The organism is Rahnella sp. ATs2, from assembly GCF_051851855.1.
GTDB classification, from domain to species: Bacteria; Pseudomonadota; Gammaproteobacteria; order Enterobacterales; family Enterobacteriaceae; genus Rahnella; species Rahnella variigena.
The window spans coordinates 1-18,567 of sequence record NZ_JBLYPL010000025.1 but is presented as its reverse complement, the minus strand read 5'-3'; the positions used below and the strand labels follow the sequence as shown (position 1 = coordinate 18,567).

Genomic DNA, 18,567 nt, shown 5'->3' with positions numbered 1-18,567 from the left:
TTATTCCGCTGATTCAGGTGCGGCAGCTTTGAAGGTGCCGATCTGGATATTTTCGACCAGGCAGCCGCCGCGATAGTCTTCCACCACGAAATCCTCATTGATGGATTCGTAGTTTTCGATACGGTCACGCTTTGGCACCTCTTCAATGTGACGGCGGTGCGTGCCGTCCTGCCAGTAGATGGACAGGTTATCCAGACGGGTGATCATGAGCGCGTTAGCGGGGAAGCCTGGCACGCGCACCGCCGGTAAGTTACCGATGCGTTTCTGGCTGATAATCATATCCGCGGCCAGGCTTTCGGAGTTCTCCTGCGCCTTGTTCACCAGCGGGAAATACTTATCGGCCAGCAGCTGACGCCCGCAGATCACCACCAGGCCGGTGTCGTCCTGATAAATCGGGTCAACCATGTCGTTGGTGGCGTCCATGACCAGCGCGTCCAGGTTCTCAAAGTCCCCCCCGGCACCGACGCGGACGGTCTCGGAAATCACGGCGTCATCATCATCAAGGATTTTGCTCAGCACGCGCTCAGGCGCGTTGTTGCGGTACTTTTGCAGCCAGCCCACGTTCACGTCCTGCAACAGCGGATTTTTAGCGCGGTTAGATGTCGCCGCACGCTCAACGCCGTTAAAGCCGATGGTGATGCGATCCAACGCCTGGCGTTTCACGATGGCGTCACGCAGGCGCGCCTGGAAATCCTGGTAACGCGCCCAAAGATCGAGCGTGGCGTAACGGAAATGGAAATCGTAGTTCGTCTGGCGGCACTCATAGCCTTCTGCGGTCAGGGTGTTGAAATCCGCCGTTTTGCGCTCACCGTCGCCGGTGGTATCTGCCGTGCTGGCAATCGAACCGGACACGCCGACGCCCACCTTTTCACCCTTCATTTCATCCACCGGAATGATGTTAATCATCTGGAGGAACGCGGAGGACTCCTGCACGCGGGTCATCAGCGTCTGCGTCACCGACGGCTCAACGCTGAATTTTTTATCCAGGTCGCCGGTGTCCACTGAGTTCAGCTCGGCGATGCGGGACAGGTAGGCGTTAAATTGAAAACGGGTCGTTTGTTTCATGCGTTTTTATCCAAGTTTGTTAACGGGTCAATAGCGAGCGTTGTGCTTAGCAGTCGGTGAAATTGGCTGCATCACCCTTGCCGCCGCCGCTTGAAACGGGGCGCTGCGTGTAGTTCTGCGGCGCGGATTTCTCCAGCTTGCCTTTCAGCGTGCTGAACTGTTCGCGGTCATCTTTCGCTGTCTGTTCCAGCGCGTTGAGGCGTTCCGTCAGTGAGGATTGCAGCGCTGACAGCTTTTCATCACTGGCTTGCAGGCCGGTTTCGACGTGTTCAACCACCACTTCCACGGCGTCATGGACGTCTTTGAAGCGGGCATCATCCGAGGCGGACTTACTGGACAGCAGCTGCTTCACGCGGGAGAACAGCGACGGGGCAGCCGGTTTATCTTCTTCAAACTCGAACGCCGTTTCTTCGGCGACGGTGAACAGGTTTCCGGCATCCTGTTTGCGGCCAGCCAGCGGGTTCTGCTGCGCCTTCGCGCTGAATTGCAGGTACTCGGTGCCGAGGCTCGCGGGGCTGTCGGTCACGGCCAGGCCAATCAGATAGGCTTTGCCGGTGTCGGAAAACGAGGGGTTCACTTCGATGGAGGTGTAAACCTTCTGGCGGGCTTTCACCAGCGATACTAAATCAGCCGTCGGGTCGATATCGGCATATAGTGCCAGCTTGCCTTTCAGCGCACCGTCGGCAATTTCTTCGGCATAAACGCCGGTCACATCGCCGTACATGCGGAACGGGCTATCAGGGTAATAACCTTTGATGTGCTCCATGTTGATGCGCGCACCGTAGACCTTCGGGTCATAGGTCGCGGCCATCTGTTCGATCCAGTCGCGGGTAATTTCGCGTCCGTCGGTGGTTGCCCCTTCGGTACAGATACGAAAGCGCTTTGTTGCTTTTGCCATTTGTCGGACTCCAGTCGGTGTGTGCTTCTGAGAAACCCAAGTTTCCAGACACACGTCCGACACCGCCAGCCGAGGCGGGTTGATGCTCGATGGCACAACGTGGGCAGCGCGAAAAGCCGCAGGCCAGCCGGTAACGTTGCAGCCATGAAAACGACAAACTCAACCATCATCAGCGACCCACGGCGACAGGCGGCACTGCTTTACTGGCAGGGGTTTTCTGTGCGTCAGATTGCGGAACTGCTGACCCAAAAAATACCGACGGTGCAAAGCTGGAAAACCCGCGACGCGTGGGAGAACGCCGCGCCGATTACCCGCGTTGAATCCAGCCTGGAGGCGCGCTTAATTCAGCTCGTCACTAAGGACGTGAAGGGGAATGCGGATTACAAAGAGATTGATGCGTTAGGCCGGATGATTGAGCGCCTGGCACGGGTGAATCGCTACAGCCAGAGCGGAAACGAGGCGGATTTAAATCCCAACGTGGCCAACCGCAACAAAGGCGATCGCAAGAAGCCGACTAAAAACTATTTCAGCGACGACGCCCTGGAAAAGCTGGAGGGTATTTTCCTTGCCCAGTGCTTCCAGTATCAGCGCGTCTGGTATGACGCGGGGCTTAAGCATCGCATTCGTGACATCCTCAAATCCCGCCAGATTGGCGCAACGTTCTTCTTTGCCCGCGAAGCGCTGCTGCGCGCACTGGCCACTGGCCACAACCAGATTTTTCTGTCCGCCAGTAAAACCCAGGCTTACGTGTTCCGTGAGTACATCATTCAGTTTGCGCGGCTGGTCGATGTCGAACTGACCGGCGACCCGATAGTGCTCGGCAACAACGGCGCAAAGCTGATTTTCTTAGGCACCAACTCCAACACCGCCCAAAGCCACAATGGCGATTTGTACGTGGATGAAATCTTTTGGATCCCGAACTTCCAGAAGCTGCGCAAGGTGGCCAGCGGCATGGCGTCGCAGGAACATCTGCGCACCACCTATTTCTCCACGCCGTCAGCGCTGACGCACGGCGCGTATCCGTTCTGGTCGGGTGAGCTGTTTAACAAGGGGCGGGAAAATCCTCGCGACAGGATTGAGCTGGATATCGGCCATCACGCCCTGGCGAAAGGTCGGCTCTGTGAGGATGGGCAATGGCGGCAAATCGTCACCATTGAGGACGCGTTAGCCGGTGGCTGCAACCTGTTCAACATCGACACGCTGAAACAGGAAAACAGCGCCGAGGATTTTCGCAACCTGTTCATGTGCGAGTTTGTTGACGACCAGGCGTCCGTGTTCCCGTTCGCGGAGCTACAGCGCTGCATGGTGGAAAGCGTGGAAGAATGGAAGGATTTCAGCCCGTTCGCCGTGCGTCCGTTTGGTTATCGCGCCGTCTGGATTGGTTACGACCCGTCACACACCGGCGACAGCGCGGGCTGTGCCGTCGTGGCTCCGCCGCTGGTGGACGGGGGTAAATTTCGCGTGCTGGAACGCCACCAGTGGAAAGGTATGGATTTTGCGGCGCAGGCGAAAAGCATTGAGGCGTTAACGAAACGGTACTGCGTGGAATACATCGGCGTGGATGCCACCGGCATCGGCCAGGGCGTGTTCCAACTTGTCCGTCAGTTCTTCCCCGCCGCGATGGAAATCCGCTACAGCCCCGAAACCAAAACGAAAATGGTGTTGAAAGCAAAAGACACCATCACGTCAGGCCGCCTGGAATACGACACCAACCACAAAGACATCACGTCGTCATTCATGGCGATCCGCAAAACCATGACCGCCAGCGGCAGCCGTTCCACATACGAGGCCAGCCGCAGCGAGGAGGCCAGCCACGCCGATGTCGCCTGGGCAATCATGCACGCACTGCTCAACGAGCCCCTGACAGCCGCGAACGGCGGTCAAAGCCCTAACATCCTGGAGTTTTATTAATTATGAGTAAGCGCAAATTCCGCAAGGCGGCACAGACAACGGTCACCGCAACGGTACAGCAGACCAGCGGCGCGGAGGCGTTCAGCTTTGGCGACCCGACGCCGGTATTAGACCGCCGTGAAATTCTGGATTACATCGAATGTACGGGGAACGGTCAGTGGTACGAGCCGCCGGTCAGCTTTGACGGTCTGGCTCGCACGCTGCGCGCTGCGGTTCACCACAGTTCGTCGCTGTACGTTAAGCGTAATATTCTGGCCTCGACCTATGTCCCGCACCCGTTGCTATCACAGCAGGAGTTCAGCCGGTTTGCCCTGGATTATCTGGTATTCGGGAATGCGTTTTTGGAAGTGATCCGCAACCAGCTCGGCGACGCCGTGGTGATGAAAACCGTGCCTGCAAAATACGCCCGCCGAGGCGTTGAGCCAGATACTTACTGGTTTGTGCAACAATGGAAAGATGCCCATCAGTTCGAGGCAGGCAGCGTATTTCATCTGATTGAGCCGGATATTAATCAGGAGCTGTACGGCCTGCCGGAATATCTCAGCGCCCTGAACTCAGCCTGGCTGAATGAGGCCGCGACGCTGTTCCGCCGCAAGTACTACCAGAACGGCGCGCACGCCGGATATATCCTGTACATGACTGATGCGGCACAGAGCAGCAGTGATATTGACCAGATGCGTAAGGCGATGCGTGACACAAAAGGCCTGGGCAACTTCCGCAACCTGTTCATGTACGCGCCGAACGGCAAGCCGGACGGGATCAAGATTTTGCCGCTGAGTGAAGTCGCCACCAAAGACGATTTCTTCAACATCAAGAAAGCCAGCCAGAACGACCTGCTTTGCGCGCACCGCGTGCCGCCACAGATGATGGGGATTATCCCGGAGAACAGCGGCGGCTTTGGGGATGTAGAGAAGGCTGCACAGGTATTTGTCAGGAATGAGCTGACGCCGTTGCAGGAACGAATGAAGGAGTTAAATCTTTGGCTAAAGGAAATTATAATTGAATTTAAACCCTATGAATTTTAACCCATTACGGTCTGAGTCTTACTCACATTAGTTAAATCGGGGGGCAGCCCCCCAACTTAACTAGGAGTTTTCAAGTCGAGAATTAATATCCTGCAACAATGGCCTGATGAATTTTATTATTGGGTTATATTCCTCACTTGAAAGAAGGCTTCTTTTCTCGGTTAAGTGGATGACTTTCACACTTTCAGGGTTCCATTCATTTGGTATTGTTTCAGTTGCAACAATGACTTGCCCTGTATATTTAGACATGCCTAACGAGGTATCGAGCATTCGTTTCAAATTTGACTCATCTTGGCCTGACTGCTGTGGTGTATCAACAACAAAAGGAAAGAAAGTGCTTTGTGTGTATTTAAATGATGTAGCTAACAAGCTGCAATGAAGTGCTAATATACCTCTAGGGCCAGAACTACCTGTAGTCGAGGGTCTTGAGCCAATAGCCGTAATGTCCCCTAACTCAGAACGATCTATTAAAAGATTCAAACTATATGCTCTATATTGTTCTCTACAATAACGTCTAATTTCTTTCTCAAGATTTAGATCGGAAATAGAATCCATTTGAGATTGATATTTCGTAGCCTTTATATTAGCAATATCAATCTCATCTTCAATAACTTTTGTAGTAAGCGCCATTGCCTCATGTAAAACATCTCCACTTCGAGCATTTATGATGCTATCTAAAGATACCCCATTATGTTCAACTTGAATCGAATTTCTTACGGATATAATCTCTTCAGATATAACACTATATTTTTCTTTAAGAACTTTCTCTTTAATCGTAAGGGCATCAATTTCATTTTTAGTTTGAACAATAAAATGATGTAATTGATCTGCCTCTTCTGATAAATCCAAGCGCGCGTGAAATGTTACCATGTGGATAGTTCCACACGTTGGGCACTCTAACTCTTGATTATCAACAAACTTAGATAAATACTCAATATCACCATAAGTTTCAACTTCAGCTCTTTTTGCAAGTCGTAGTTCAGTATTCAATCTTTGCCGCTGACTAGCAATATCTATGATGCTATCCCTAAGCTTTTCTTGATCTATAATAAGCTTTTCAGTTGTCGCAGCTAATGTGGTAATTTCCGTTTTGAATGCATCAGTACTTAATGTTAAATTTTTCACTGGCAGTAAAGAAAGCACCTTTTCATGAAAGTTTTTATTTGACTTTATTTGCCGCCTAAATTCATTCGCCTGAAGCTTTTGCTCATCAAATAATAACTTTAAAGAAAGAAATTGAGCACTTTTAATGCCGGTGAAATAGTTAAAAACAGTAGATTGCCAATTTTGGAATTGGCCCAAATGCATAAATGTTGACCATCTATTTCCCCAACTATTATCCTGATCTATATAAAAAGGTAACAAAGCATATTCCGGCCCTGCAAAATCAAATTCTCCGTCATCATTCCTTTGAAGCTTTATCGGAAAATTAAAATAACTTGAGAATAGCTCCGCCCACTCTTTACCTGTTGAACACCAAAAAACTAAATCATGGTTATCTTGCTGGAAGAAACCCATTTTTTTATTCTGCCGAACAATAATATATTTTTTCTCATTAATACTAAGCGATAAAGCACAGACAATATTTGGGTCGAACCCGCCAGCATCCCGCAATGAAGCATCACCACCAAGGCACCATAATAAATTTTTTATTACTCTAGACTTCCCTGTTTCATTAACTCCATAGACTATATTTTTACCTGGGCTAAATGTTATCTTCCTGGCCTTGCCGTCTCTTTCTGAGAGCAATAAGATTTCTTCGTATACGACTACTGATCTCATTTCGCTTCCTCCGGTTCCGAACTAATTTTAATATGTTGTAACTGTCTGATTGGATCAGCATTTTTAATCACCATAGCCATTAGGCAATAAATACATCCTTCACTGTATATACCGGATTCAAAGTTAGAAAGTTCTTTTAACTTTGAAAGCCACTCTTCAAATACATCTGTTAACGTTCTCAACTTTCTAAAAGACAACATATTAACGTCATAAACGGACTTAACATTTTTAATTAACCCCCAAATGGGGCTATTTCTGTTAGTCACTTCGATGCAAACCTTATTTAACTCGGTGCGCATGTCTTCTATCATGTAAAAAGGAGCAACTTCACTATCAAGCCTAGCGACAACAGATTCAATATCTTTTTTTGTATTTGTACTTGAACCATTGGCCATCATTATATATTCATTAACATTAGTTCTCGTAATTGCCCTTTCTAGCAACCCATTAAAATCTTTTGCAAATCTGATTTTTCCAGCCTTGTTAAAAACATATTGCGCAATAATTAGAACTGTTTTCAGTGGCGAGACAATTTCATACTTGAATTTGTTCTCTTCGATCATACTAGCTAAAACCCCGGTTACAAAAACATGTGTTTCATGGACGGGTAAAACTGATTTACACAAAAGAAAATCATCAAGGTTAATGATTGATTCATCACTAAGTTCCAATTGTTTTCTTATAGCATTTTCGATTTCTCCCTTTTGAATTATGGATAGAGATGACAGCACAACCTCATCCTTAGACTTCGAAGTTCCATTATCGTCATTTTTATAGGTAAATGGGGCATTAGATATAAAGCTTAACTTAATATCACTACACGATTTGAAACGATCCCTATGATGATATAATTTCGATAAAATTGACTTTTTCGGGGTCTTCGCTTTTTTTACTTTAACCTTTTTATTAATTTTCTGTGTATTCTCTGACTGCTGTGGCAAAAGGATTGGCACAGTTGTAGGAGCAATAGTATTCTCCTCCTCTCCCTCTGCCTTAATTAAGGATGCAAGCGTCCAATTAAGTGTTGATTCATTTTTCTTTAGTTGAATAAAATGAACTTTACTTGGATTGACGGATGAATCCAAAATTGCCACATCTTGAAGCCATTCAAGCACCACCGCATAATCGTCCTCAGTGGCATGTCGAACTAACGCTTCCTGAACAGCCCACCAAACTTGGTAACTAAACCCCAAAATCCCATGTTGACCGCCTTGGTCAGCATCTTCATAGTCCTTAAAAATCTCAAACACATCAGTGTCATCTTGCTTATGCATTGACATTCATCCCTGAGAGGATACGTAATTTCAAAAATATAAAGCATTTTTGAGAATTTACCTACTTGTACATATCTCAATGTGCATTCGCCCCTTGCGCGCAATGTTACCCGCCTGCCCGCTTCTGACTTATCTTACCGATTTTAATGCATGTCTTAGAACGCCGCAAAGCCCTGCCCAAAGGATGATCAGGTCTTTTTTGATCCTTTAGGGATCATGCAAAACCATGCATATAGTGCATGCGGCGTTCACTTAGAACCTTTTACTTGGAATTCAGTGGATCTTTCCTGGGGCGTTTACGTTAAAAATGACTTTAAGCAGCTCCTCGTTCGCTGACGATGCCATTTCCGAAATCCACGCAGCAACCATCTCCCGTTCTTCTGCATCGCAGTCAACACGAGTGGAAAGTTTCGCAATCAAAGATATGCGTTCCAATAGTACTGCCGTGTGTAAAAAATCCATTCTGCCCCCAAAAAAATACTGTTTGTTTATACAGTACTATAAAATTATATGAATATAATTTCCATAAAAATCTATATGTTATTGAAATTTATATATCTAGAACGTATAGATATCATCCATCGCCCTAACGTTATGCTCGATACACATCATTCAAATTCAGCCCAATCGTGCAGCGGTTCAAAACTCATAACCAGACCACCAAAGCTAACTTTCGCCCCGCGGCTTAATGCTTCCAGCTCCCAGCGATGCGCAGTGATGCCGTTTTTCATCAATTCCCGTCCAATCTGAGGCAATCGCGCCCGTTCCTCAGCAGTCAGTCTTGCCGATGGAGCAACGTCCCGGGCTTTCGTTGGGTCAAAACTTCGCTGTAACTTACTCACCCTCGGTGTTTCCTCTCGTATACGCGCCACAATCGCCCTCACGGCGGCTGTGTCTGTCCAGTCAATAACTCGCAGGTTGTCAGAATTGGACGCTGTAGCAGTGCTCCCAGCCTGGCTATCACGCCAATTTGTGGCCTGTTTCTTTCCACCTAACCCACAGTTATTGACAGGACTCCGAGGCGCGCCGTGGGCGCTTTTTGAGGTCAAAACCTCAACGTCAACGGCGGAAGAAACGATCCGCCATTGAGTTGTACGGGTTTCATAAACACGGGAGTCGCCGAGGTGAGGCGCGAAAATGCCCACAACCTTTTTCACTTCCTCATCATATGCGTTCAGCTCGTTAGCAACGCGGCGGGCGACACGCACCGTCTGATCGTCGCGTGGGACATTTGCGCCACCCTGAGCTGACATGTACGCCATAAAATCACCGGCATCAGCAGCAGCGCGGACAGCTTCCACTTCTTCGTCAAAGGTTTCAGTCAGACTGATGGAACGGATACGGCGGCACTCACGGTATGAACCCATGGTAGGCAGGCCGATAGGATGAAACTGCGGGATACGCCAGGTAGCAGCCCAGGCAGTAACAGCGGCAGCAGAATCTGTCAGCAGCTCGCCGGTTTCGTGGTCGCGCTCGCCTTCCAGGGCGTAACCGTCGATGTTCTTTGCAATGTATTTGGCGATATAGCCAGCCGCGCCGCCACGGTTCAGATGCTTACAGTCAAAGCGGTTCTTTAACGCACCGCGCTCGTCACCGTCTTCTTTCATGGCGTATTTGCGCATGATATCGATCACCGGCTGCCGCATGGCAGGTTTAGTGAATAACATCATGTGCCAGTGCGGCGTCGCATCGTGGTGAGGTTCGACAACGCGCATCCCGTAGAGTGACAGACCGTTATCCTTGAACGCGGTACGCATTTTGCTCCAGATCCCGCACAGATAACGCTGCGCATCTTTCGGGGTATAGGCTTCTTTGTCCCAGGCGTGATTTCGCTGAACGCGCTTTTTATCGCCCTTGCTCACCATGCGGGTCGGGTGATATTTGGAAGGGGTGGTGATGGTCAGGAACATCCCGACGTCGCCATTCGCAGCGGCATATTTTTCGGTGCCGGCGATCGTGCTCATTAACTCCATACGGCGGATTTCAGGGTTAGAAATACTCGCCATCACTTTGTCGATCAGACTGAAACGTTCGCCGGTTTCGATGTTCTCCAGGTCGCAGCTTTTCAGGTAGTCGAGATTCGACAGACGGCGCGCACGTACTTCACGGATAGCCTGCTTACTGGCATATGGGGAAGCGTCGCGGTTCACTTTGCCGATGGCGATCAGTAAGGATTCACGCCAGCGGGTGCGCTGGCCTTTCAGTTGGCGTAACCACCAATCCGGATTAACCAGGCGCGACATGGAGGCGATAGCGGAAACGGCATCCAGCTTGCCTTTGCAATACCTTGTCCAGTACATCGGCGTGACATTGAAAGCCTGTGCCATACCTGCGATTTCGCTGTACAGCTCGCACTGAGTATCACCCTCAAAAAGAATCGAATTATCCCCGTTGTATTGAGCAAGCAGCTGATCACAACGGTCTTCATAGATTTCTTTCAGTTGTCCGGCGATGTCCTGAGCGAACCGCCGCAGCGGTTTATCGCTCATGCTCGGCAGCCGGTGATAGGTGTCAGCCTCAGACATAAACTTCATGGAGGCATTAAGATTCATTTCATGCGCAGAATTGACTGCATCCACACGCGGCAGAATGCTGCGCCCCAACGTATAGACCAGATATTTATGTGCAGCGTGAACGCCCTGCTCTTTCAGCAGAAATTTATAGCGGCCTGTAAAAATTTCGCGGAGATCGGTGGAGAGGTTTTTTACTTTGATTAAAACAGCTTGCCCCTGATCGTATTCATCACGGGTAAGCGGTCTTTCCAGGCCAGAAACGGCCTGGCGTGGTTTGTTCCAGGGAAACGCCCAGACTTCGGGCGTTTTAATCTGCGGAGTAAAGCGGCTGGTCTGCATTACATGCCGTCTTTGAGATCAATGACCAGATAGCCCGCATTGATAGCAGCCAATACGAGCAACACCACCGCGAATATGATCACTGGTTGCCTCGGTAGTGTTTGGCATTGAGTTCACGAAGTTCTTTGCAATACACACAAAGCTCAACACCTGGCAGAGCTGCGCGGCGTTCTTCGGGAATTGGGCGCTCACAGTCAAGACAGAACATTGCAGAAACACCCGTCACTACCTGTCTAACTGCGTTAATCTGGGACTCAAGTATTTCTGCCTGACGCTCTGTGATTGAATCGAGTAAATCCGGCATCAGACAACCTCCCACGCTTGGTTTTGAATGCGCTCAGCTTCTTGGCGCAGTATTTCAACAGCACCACGCCCCCCAACATCCTTTTGAAGAATGAAAGCCGCAATCGCATCAAGGCGGGCAGAGAATACGGCAGCCAGATTTCGCCTTTCGTCTAAACGTGCATCAGATAATGAAGCTAAATAAGCAATATATTCGGCCTGCGCTGCCCCCTGATTAGATGAAAATTTGATTGGGTGAGTCTCAATATTTCGCATAATAATTTCCTGTTTTTAGGCAAAAAAATGCCCGGCGGGTTTACGCCAATTAATTTCAATTCGGGTTAGTGTCTGATATTTATCTTGCAGTCATCTTCACTGATAAATTTCGGAAGTGACTCAGTTAAACCCAGTAAGGAATTCAGCGCCGCAACCACTTGATGCCGCTCAGTCGGCGTTAGTTCTGCAAACTTCATTTCTACGTGGCGATTTTTCAGGCCAGCATGAAAGCAGATCGTTTTGCGCATATGTAGCGGCTGACTATCAAATGTTTCCTGCGCTACATTCTTTTTGTGTTCCAACATCTCTTTAATTCTTGTCAGATGCTTTTTACCGATCTGGATATGTTCTTCGTTCCCTAAAAACATAGTCACCTCAACTAAACAGTCGCTTAAGAAGCGGCATTGAATTTCTAACGGCCTGCGGGGCAGTGGCTTTTAACAGTGAAGGACTCCAACGCTTTCCGCCTGGCAACTCGATGCAACCATGACCAAAGTGACGTAAAGGACTTTGCTGTTTCAGAAGTGGTGCAATTGAGATTGGCATAATCACATCATCCCATTGGTAGCAACGCTGGCGACGGCACCGACGGCAGAGGCCAGCACTGGTGAACCTTCTACCCGCCCCTGAATCGCCAAGCCGATCAGCGACAAGTGGCGGATCCCTGCGTTCACACTTTCCATAATTGCGTTTTTAGCCTGGCGTGTTTGTCGTTCCGGTGATGCCGCACCCGCAGCAACCGATCCCAACGCTGCCGTGGCGTGAAGCGTGTAGGTAGCAATATTCCCCTCGGCCAGCTCATTCACTGGAACCGCAGGCATACATTTCATCTGAGCCAGCAATCCATCGATCAGAGTTGCGTCTTCGGTAGCATCAGTTATCACTGCAATTTCAATGGCAGTAAGCTGATGAACCTGATCAGGATTTAGCTTGTTACGCAGGGTCTGTTCTTTCATTCCAATAGTGCGAGCAAGTTTTGACAGGTTGTGACGAACGGCAAAAGCACGACACGCGTTATCAAAGTGCGGCTGGTTGGAAACCTGAAAATCAAACATGTTTACCTCTCAAAATTCACTTAATGTGAATTAAGCGCCAATAACAATTTGAAATCGTGAATGACCAAGATTCTTTTTGGCTTCCATTTCTTTATAACGAGCGTACAGAATTCTGATTGGACCACCGGCGCGCTTGTTGCCCTTCTTGATAGTGCGCGGTTCTATTGGAATGCGAGGGTTTTCGCCGGTTGTCTGGCGATATACGGTACGAACAGATACACCTTCGAGGGCTGCGAATTCTTCTGGGTGCACAGTTGCACGGGGGATCTTAATTGTAATGAGAGCGGTCATAATGCATCATTCCCTTTTTAGTGATTTATTTGTCATTGATTGCCACCGTTTGCCAACTATCGCCATCAATGAATCAGGTTTAACCGCACTTTAATGCGTAAAAACGCATTAATCAATACGTAGGTACGTATTTCATGGAAAAAGATGCTGGGATAAGTAATGAAGATGTTCTTAATCGAATCTGCCAAGCCTACGGATTTAGCCAGAAAATCCAGCTAGCCAGGCACTTCAACATTGCCGCAAGTTCGCTGCAAAACCGCTATACACGCGGCTCCATCTCCTATGACTTCTTAGTTCACTGCTCTCTCGAAACCGGAGCGGAGACACGCTGGTTGCTTACTGGGGAAGGACAAAGCTTAAGAAGTGGTTTAGATGCTTCAAATACTCAAAACTCTTCTTCAACATTTAAATTATTCACTTTAAGTGAAGGAAAACTTAGTGAAGACGGTTCTTTGAACATCGATCACAAGCTTTTTGGTAAAGCTCTTACTCAACCTATCTGTGTTAAGTCTGATGGAAAGACTCATATGGTTGAAAAAGATGCGTCTCTTTCTGATGGAACATGGTTGGTCGATATTGAAGGATCTATCAGCATCCGCGACTTGACGTTATTACCGGCAAGGAGGCTTCACGTTGCTGGCGGCAAAGTCCCTTTTGAATGCGGCATTGATGAGATAAAAACGCTTGGTCGTGTGATAGGGATTTATGCAGAGGTAAATTGATGGCAGTCAGAAAACAGGCTGATGGATGGTGGCTGTGCGAGCTTTATCCGAACGGTGCAAAGGGTAAGCGTATACGCAAGAAATTCGCCACCAAAGGCGAAGCATTGGCCTTCGAGCAACACACCATTACCAAACCCTGGCAGGATGAAAAGGACGATAACCGCACTCTGATAGAAGTGCTGAAAATCTGGTACTACGCCCATGGCCTTACGCTAAAAGATGCAGACAGACGTCTCGCCGTAATGACACACGCTTCTGTTTGCATGGGCGAACCACTTGCCAGGGAATTCGATGCAAAGATGTTTTCCCGTTATCGGGAAAAGAGACTTTTAGGGGATTTTTCACGCGGCAACAGAGTGAAGAAGATCACCCCACAAACGATCAATCTTGAGCAGGCATATTTTAGAGCTGTTTTTAATGAGCTTATTCGCCTTGAAGAATGGAAAGGTGAAAACCCGATCAAGAATGTTCGGCCGTTCCGCACAGATGAAAGCGAAATGGCTTTTCTGACAAAAGAGCAGATAGAGCAGCTTTTGGCGGAATGCAGGAACGAAAGTAACGGCGACTTAGAATGTATTGTAAAACTATGCCTCTCAACGGGCGCACGCTGGTCGGAGGCTCAGGAACTCAACAGAAGCCAGGTGACGGAATATAAAGTCACATACACGAAGACTAAAGGCCGTAAGAATCGAACCATACCGATCAGTAAAGGCCTATACGACTCGTTACCAGCAGTAAAAAGCGGGAGGCTATTTACAGACTGCTACCGCGAATTTCGCTCTGCCTTGCAACGCACCGATATACAGTTACCAGCCGGTCAATCATCGCATGTGCTCCGTCACACTTTCGCTTCTCACTTCATGATGAAGGGGGGAAACATTCTCGTTTTGCAGCGTGTTTTAGGCCACACCGATATCAAAATGACAATGCGTTATGCCCACTTTGCACCCGAGCATCTTGAGGAAGCAGTGAGGCTAAACCCCCTGGCTTAAATGGCGATAAAATGGCGGTGCAAATGGTGCATACTGGCAATTAAAGGAAATGCGTGGCAGATGGTGTCAGTACTCACTTACATCCCAAACCTGCATATACGCTAGAAATAGGCTTCCACCCTGGGTTTTATGGCTCATGTGATCCATTTTCGTAACGTATGGCTTATAGCTTTTGCAACAGTACGCTGAAAAAGCCGCCAAAACGGCTAATGTGGAAAGATTATCTGATCACACCCAGTGAGTACTTACTAACCTCACAGAGCCAACTACATCAGAAGCACTTTAGGAAACTTATCTATTTCTGCCGGATTACAGGCAAAGAAAAACGGCGTATCTTTTTAAGGATACGCCGTTGAATGTGAAGATGAATGCTGTGAGGTCAGGCAGCCACTTTTTTGCTGCGGGAACTGACTTCTGCGAGGATCTCTTTCTGCTTGTTCTTTTCGCCAATCATTTTGTACCAACCTGAAAGCTTGCGAAGATCCGGTAAGGTAGCCTTTTCCTCAACATCGTAAGCACTTAATTTCTCACGATACTCTTCAAAGATGGCGATGCAGCGACGTGCCCACTCGCCTTCCAGTGCGGAACCGGCCACGGCACGCGGACGTCGTGGTAAGCGCGGACGCAGCGGCTTGCTGGCTTCTGGTGCAGATTCATCCACGTAGGCAAACTTAATGGATACGACCGTTCTGCCCTGTTTTACCGGCTCCCAGACCACTGAAATATCCGTATTGGCATTGATCCGATTGATCGTCGGCTCAAGCAGCTTCTGGCGGAAGTCACGATAGTCCTCGTATTTGCCCGCCAAACCGGCCTTCTCGCGCATCCAGTTGAGATCAAGCGTCACTTCGATGGCTTTGCCACTGCGTCGCCCGTAGAGGTTCTTGGCTTTGATTAGCCAGCCATACAGGCGTACGGAGAACGGGGTATCCAGTTTCGCGATATTGGCGAAATTGAGTTTGGTAAAAGATTCTTTAAGTTCATAAAGATACGGAGCCACGTCCTGCCCGAATCTCAGTACGACTGCACTATGATCGTCACTGCTGACGTATTCCAGACGTGAAAACCAGGAAAGCTGCACGGTACGCACTTTGCCGGTTTTCACATCAGGCTTGTAGATGGTCACCGGCTTTTTCATCAGGCTTTCAGCTGCTTCGCGCAACTGGCGGTGGCTGCTTGTCGGGTTAACCCCGTAGATCCGCTGATAATCCTGAGGGAAAAGTCGATAAAGCGTATCCGGTTGCGGTTTCCTGCTATCAATTTGAGCCAGCGCCAGGTTAAGCAGGCGCATTTCATCCAGAGTAACGCTATAGGCGCCTTCAAGAAGATCGTTCCCCTGAACTACTGTGAGTTTATTCAGTTCCATGTAGCAGGATCCATAAGTGGAAAGTAGGTAAATTATTCCACATAAAAAATGCTGTCGTAAAGTAAAAACAAGGCTTATTTAATGCCTATAAATCATTGCGTTAAGTAAGGATCGAAAAAATCCGATCAGGAAAAATCTCCACATAAGCATTTCAGGCCCAGCAGGGATCCTTTTTTTAACATGCTGGATCGACAGTCTTTTTACAGGAAATCACTCCACATATCTTCTCAGGGATCCTCAACGTTCATGCAGCACAGAACCTCCCCTTCCACTGGCCGATGATCAGATAATTCCTCCACATTAGAGGTGTGATAGCACGCTTAACCATCAATCTCTGCAATGTGATCCCCTTCTCACTTCGTTTTAAGGCTGTATTCGGGTCCCCAAATGGATCATCAGGAAAACTTTCCACATATGCCTGTGAGTGGGATCAGAAAATGTCTCCACATTAGCGACGCGACGGGCATTTGATCAGGAAATCTCTCCACATAGCCGCAGCGATCAGATCACAGAAAATCTTTCCACATATACCGGATTACGGGATCAGGAAATCTTTCCACTTATTGTGGGCACTTCTTTTTTCAATCTGGTGTTTGAAAGCTTAAACGACGTCCTGGATCAGGAAAAATCTCCACATATCATAAAGTGACACCGTCACAATAAATCTAACTCATTGATTTTCAATGACCCGAGTTCAATCTTGATCCCAAATACTCTTTTTGGGATCAGATAATGTTTCCACATATAGGCTTTCAGGGATCAGGAAAAATCTCCACATAATGGCTTTATCCGCCCTGAATAGCCTTCTGTCCCCTGCCAGCAGCCTTTTCGGGGATCCTATTTTGGTCTTTGTGACATCACGTGACGCTGTCACAGGAAATTCTTCCACATAACCCACTTTCCTCCTCGATCAGGAAAAGTCTCCACGTATGAGAAAAGGCAGTTATGGCAGTATGTTAGGCAGTTTAGGGCTATTTGGGCTATTTGGGCAGTGCAGGATCACACAGGAGGAAAGTATCCACAGAAAATTACTCCACCTTGTTAATGGCTTGATCCCTATAGAAATTATCCACAGAAAAAGACTCTACATTGACCATGAAAAGGATCCACATCTAACATGAAGGATCTCCACCTCTGGCAGGAAATGACTCCACAATATGTGTTTTAACTACATGATAATTAAAAGTAAAAGTGCTCCCTAAAGAGAAACATCTAAACTTATAAAATAAACAAAACATTATTTGATCTTGGGATCTGATAACAACGGAGAGAATACTTCAGGAAGGGATTGATTAGCGTTTAAGGCAGATAAAGCAAAGGTTACAGGCTGGATGAAACCTGAAACGGGCCTGTAAGACCCGATCCAGCCAGTGATCATATTCTTATGCGCGTTCGTTGTGGATGAGCCATGCTTCGATCAGTTCTGTCAGAACATCTTTCATTTCGCGATCCTGCAGGAAGCAGCTGGTTTTGAACCGGCGATGCAGTTCCTCATCGATATTCGTTTGTAATTTTTTCACCGATGCAGGTGGTTTAGCCACAGCGTCCAGTGCTGTAGTCAGTTGTCTGTGCTGGCCAAGTTTCATTTTCATTTCAGCAACTCCGTGATTTCTTTGGTCATAATTTCAATTTCACCCTTCGCATTGCCGTCCGTTGTATCGAAAACGGTGCCGCCGTCCATCATGGTTCGTATGTAAACCTGGCGTTGGGTCGTGCCGGTACGCAGTGCAGGAACACCCGTGTCGGCAATGGATTCTTTAAGTACTTCAAGCATTTTAGCGGATGCCACTTTTTTAGTGATCAGAAAACGGGCAATTACCGGTTGCAGGTTTTCGCGGGCTTCTACCACGGCCAGAATAGCGCCACAGGCGGCAAAATCTAAAGGTGACGGTGTCACGGGGATCAGGACTAAATCACTGACCATAACCGCTGCAGATGAAATTGCAGAAATGGCGGCTGCCCCATCGATCACTACGTAATCGTATTCTTTCAGTTGCTTGCGTACGGTATAAACTTCTTTTTCTGAAGCGGCTTCAGCCAGGTCAAACTGGCATTTGCTTTCGTCATACCAGTTGCTGATGCTTCCCTGTGGATCGGTATCAACCATCACCACTTTATGGCCTTGTCTTGCCAGACAGGTTGCGATGTTTATTGATGTCGTGGTTTTCCCTACTCCGCCCTTCCCGTTAAGAAAGGAAATAATTTTCGCTGCCATGACAACCTCTTAATGAAGCGTTCAGTAAAGATATCAGGATTCCAAAATCATAAGATTTTAGGATTCATAAAGTTTGTAATCTTAGGATTCTGAGATTTTCTAATCCATGAATCACAGGATTGGAGTGCTACTATAAAGTTTGCAGCCTGGGATTTCAATATTTAAGGATTATCGAATTACAATATCCCATGATTACAGGATTCTGTGTTGTTATTGAAGTCGTCATTCGATAATACGAGAATGGCAATTCGCATAAATCACAGGATTTTATGAGGTCAGGATTTAATGATTTTAGGATTACGAAATCTTCAGGTTTTGGTTGAACCTGCTTGCAATGCGTTTGCGTCAACCCTGCTATCCGGTGATTATTAAATCTCTGAATCTCTGAATCTCTGAATCTCTGAATCTCTGAATCTTGAGATTCAATTATCCCGTTATCTCCAGATGACAGGAAGTACATGTTGAATCAAATGACTGGACATGACCGCATCAGGATATAAAATCTCACCATCTCACCATCTCACCATCTCACCATCTCACCATCTCACCATCTCACCATCT

General features: G+C 47.8%; 18 protein-coding genes. 4 read left to right on the top strand and 14 right to left on the bottom strand.

What is annotated here, in order from left to right:
- The gene (locus ACJY2G_RS21745) at positions 1–1,065 is read right to left on the bottom strand and encodes a phage major capsid protein, P2 family (protein ID WP_439292122.1); all 1,065 of its coding nucleotides are present in this window, start codon (positions 1,063–1,065) and stop codon (positions 1–3) included.
- 46 nt (positions 1,066–1,111) lie between these two features.
- Positions 1,112–1,963, bottom strand: coding sequence for a GPO family capsid scaffolding protein (locus tag ACJY2G_RS21740; RefSeq protein ID WP_439292121.1), 852 nt, complete (start codon positions 1,961–1,963; stop codon positions 1,112–1,114).
- A 144-nt stretch (positions 1,964–2,107) separates the two neighbouring features.
- On the opposite strand from ACJY2G_RS21740, the gene ACJY2G_RS21735 reads away from it, so the two are divergent.
- Both ACJY2G_RS21735 and ACJY2G_RS21730 read left to right on the top strand, forming a co-directional pair.
- Positions 2,108–3,874 carry a terminase ATPase subunit family protein gene (locus tag ACJY2G_RS21735; protein ID WP_439292120.1) on the top strand — a complete coding sequence of 589 codons (1,767 nt, stop codon included), beginning with the start codon at positions 2,108–2,110 and terminating at the stop codon, positions 3,872–3,874.
- 2 nt (positions 3,875–3,876) lie between these two features.
- Positions 3,877–4,899: a phage portal protein gene (locus ACJY2G_RS21730; RefSeq protein WP_439292119.1), complete on the top strand. Its 1,023-nt coding sequence runs from the start codon at positions 3,877–3,879 to the stop codon at positions 4,897–4,899.
- 60 nt (positions 4,900–4,959) lie between these two features.
- On the opposite strand, the gene ACJY2G_RS21725 is transcribed toward ACJY2G_RS21730, so the two are convergent.
- From ACJY2G_RS21725 to ACJY2G_RS21685, 9 genes are all read right to left on the bottom strand, one after another.
- Positions 4,960–6,681, bottom strand: coding sequence for a hypothetical protein (locus tag ACJY2G_RS21725; RefSeq protein WP_439292118.1), 1,722 nt, complete (start codon positions 6,679–6,681; stop codon positions 4,960–4,962).
- The gene (locus ACJY2G_RS21720) at positions 6,678–7,955 is read right to left on the bottom strand and encodes a dsDNA nuclease domain-containing protein (protein WP_439292117.1); all 1,278 of its coding nucleotides are present in this window, start codon (positions 7,953–7,955) and stop codon (positions 6,678–6,680) included. The genes ACJY2G_RS21725 and ACJY2G_RS21720 overlap by 4 nt, the downstream gene beginning before the upstream one ends.
- Before the next feature lie 608 nt (positions 7,956–8,563).
- On the bottom strand, positions 8,564–10,807 hold the full coding sequence (locus ACJY2G_RS21715; RefSeq protein ID WP_439292116.1) for a replication endonuclease: 2,244 nt from the start codon (positions 10,805–10,807) through the stop codon (positions 8,564–8,566).
- Positions 10,808–10,886: 79 nt separating this feature from the next.
- Positions 10,887–11,111 (bottom strand): TraR/DksA C4-type zinc finger protein, encoded by a 225-nt coding sequence (locus tag ACJY2G_RS21710; protein ID WP_120134825.1) that lies wholly within the window; start codon positions 11,109–11,111, stop codon positions 10,887–10,889.
- Positions 11,111–11,365 carry a DUF2732 family protein gene (locus tag ACJY2G_RS21705; protein ID WP_439292115.1) on the bottom strand — a complete coding sequence of 85 codons (255 nt, stop codon included), beginning with the start codon at positions 11,363–11,365 and terminating at the stop codon, positions 11,111–11,113. The genes ACJY2G_RS21710 and ACJY2G_RS21705 overlap by 1 nt, the downstream gene beginning before the upstream one ends.
- 65 nt (positions 11,366–11,430) lie before the next feature.
- A complete protein-coding gene (locus ACJY2G_RS21700; protein ID WP_013573902.1) occupies positions 11,431–11,733 on the bottom strand; it encodes a hypothetical protein in 303 nt (100 codons plus the stop codon).
- A 7-nt stretch (positions 11,734–11,740) separates the two neighbouring features.
- Positions 11,741–11,911: a phage filamentation protein Fil family protein gene (locus ACJY2G_RS21695; RefSeq protein ID WP_120164072.1), complete on the bottom strand. Its 171-nt coding sequence runs from the start codon at positions 11,909–11,911 to the stop codon at positions 11,741–11,743.
- 2 nt (positions 11,912–11,913) lie between these two features.
- Positions 11,914–12,420 (bottom strand): phage regulatory CII family protein, encoded by a 507-nt coding sequence (locus tag ACJY2G_RS21690; protein ID WP_279920040.1) that lies wholly within the window; start codon positions 12,418–12,420, stop codon positions 11,914–11,916.
- A 30-nt stretch (positions 12,421–12,450) separates the two neighbouring features.
- On the bottom strand, positions 12,451–12,711 hold the full coding sequence (locus tag ACJY2G_RS21685; protein ID WP_120164071.1) for a hypothetical protein: 261 nt from the start codon (positions 12,709–12,711) through the stop codon (positions 12,451–12,453).
- A 134-nt stretch (positions 12,712–12,845) separates the two neighbouring features.
- On the opposite strand from ACJY2G_RS21685, the gene ACJY2G_RS21680 reads away from it, so the two are divergent.
- Positions 12,846–13,433 carry a phage repressor protein CI gene (locus ACJY2G_RS21680; protein WP_120164070.1) on the top strand — a complete coding sequence of 196 codons (588 nt, stop codon included), beginning with the start codon at positions 12,846–12,848 and terminating at the stop codon, positions 13,431–13,433.
- Positions 13,433–14,425, top strand: a complete 993-nt coding sequence (locus ACJY2G_RS21675; RefSeq protein WP_439292113.1) for a phage integrase — start codon at positions 13,433–13,435, stop codon at positions 14,423–14,425. The genes ACJY2G_RS21680 and ACJY2G_RS21675 overlap by 1 nt, the downstream gene beginning before the upstream one ends.
- A gap of 379 nt (positions 14,426–14,804) precedes the next feature.
- Here ACJY2G_RS21675 and ACJY2G_RS21670 read toward each other — a convergent pair whose 3' ends face one another.
- From ACJY2G_RS21670 to parA, 3 genes are all read right to left on the bottom strand, one after another.
- Positions 14,805–15,791 carry a replication initiation protein gene (locus ACJY2G_RS21670; RefSeq protein WP_112289539.1) on the bottom strand — a complete coding sequence of 329 codons (987 nt, stop codon included), beginning with the start codon at positions 15,789–15,791 and terminating at the stop codon, positions 14,805–14,807.
- A 1,382-nt stretch (positions 15,792–17,173) separates the two neighbouring features.
- Positions 17,174–17,383, bottom strand: a complete 210-nt coding sequence (locus ACJY2G_RS21665) for a plasmid partition protein ParG (RefSeq protein ID WP_112289538.1) — start codon at positions 17,381–17,383, stop codon at positions 17,174–17,176.
- The gene (gene parA / locus ACJY2G_RS21660; RefSeq protein WP_014341720.1) at positions 17,380–18,006 is read right to left on the bottom strand and encodes a ParA family partition ATPase; all 627 of its coding nucleotides are present in this window, start codon (positions 18,004–18,006) and stop codon (positions 17,380–17,382) included. The genes ACJY2G_RS21665 and parA overlap by 4 nt, the downstream gene beginning before the upstream one ends.
- Positions 18,007–18,567: the final 561 nt, after the last annotated feature.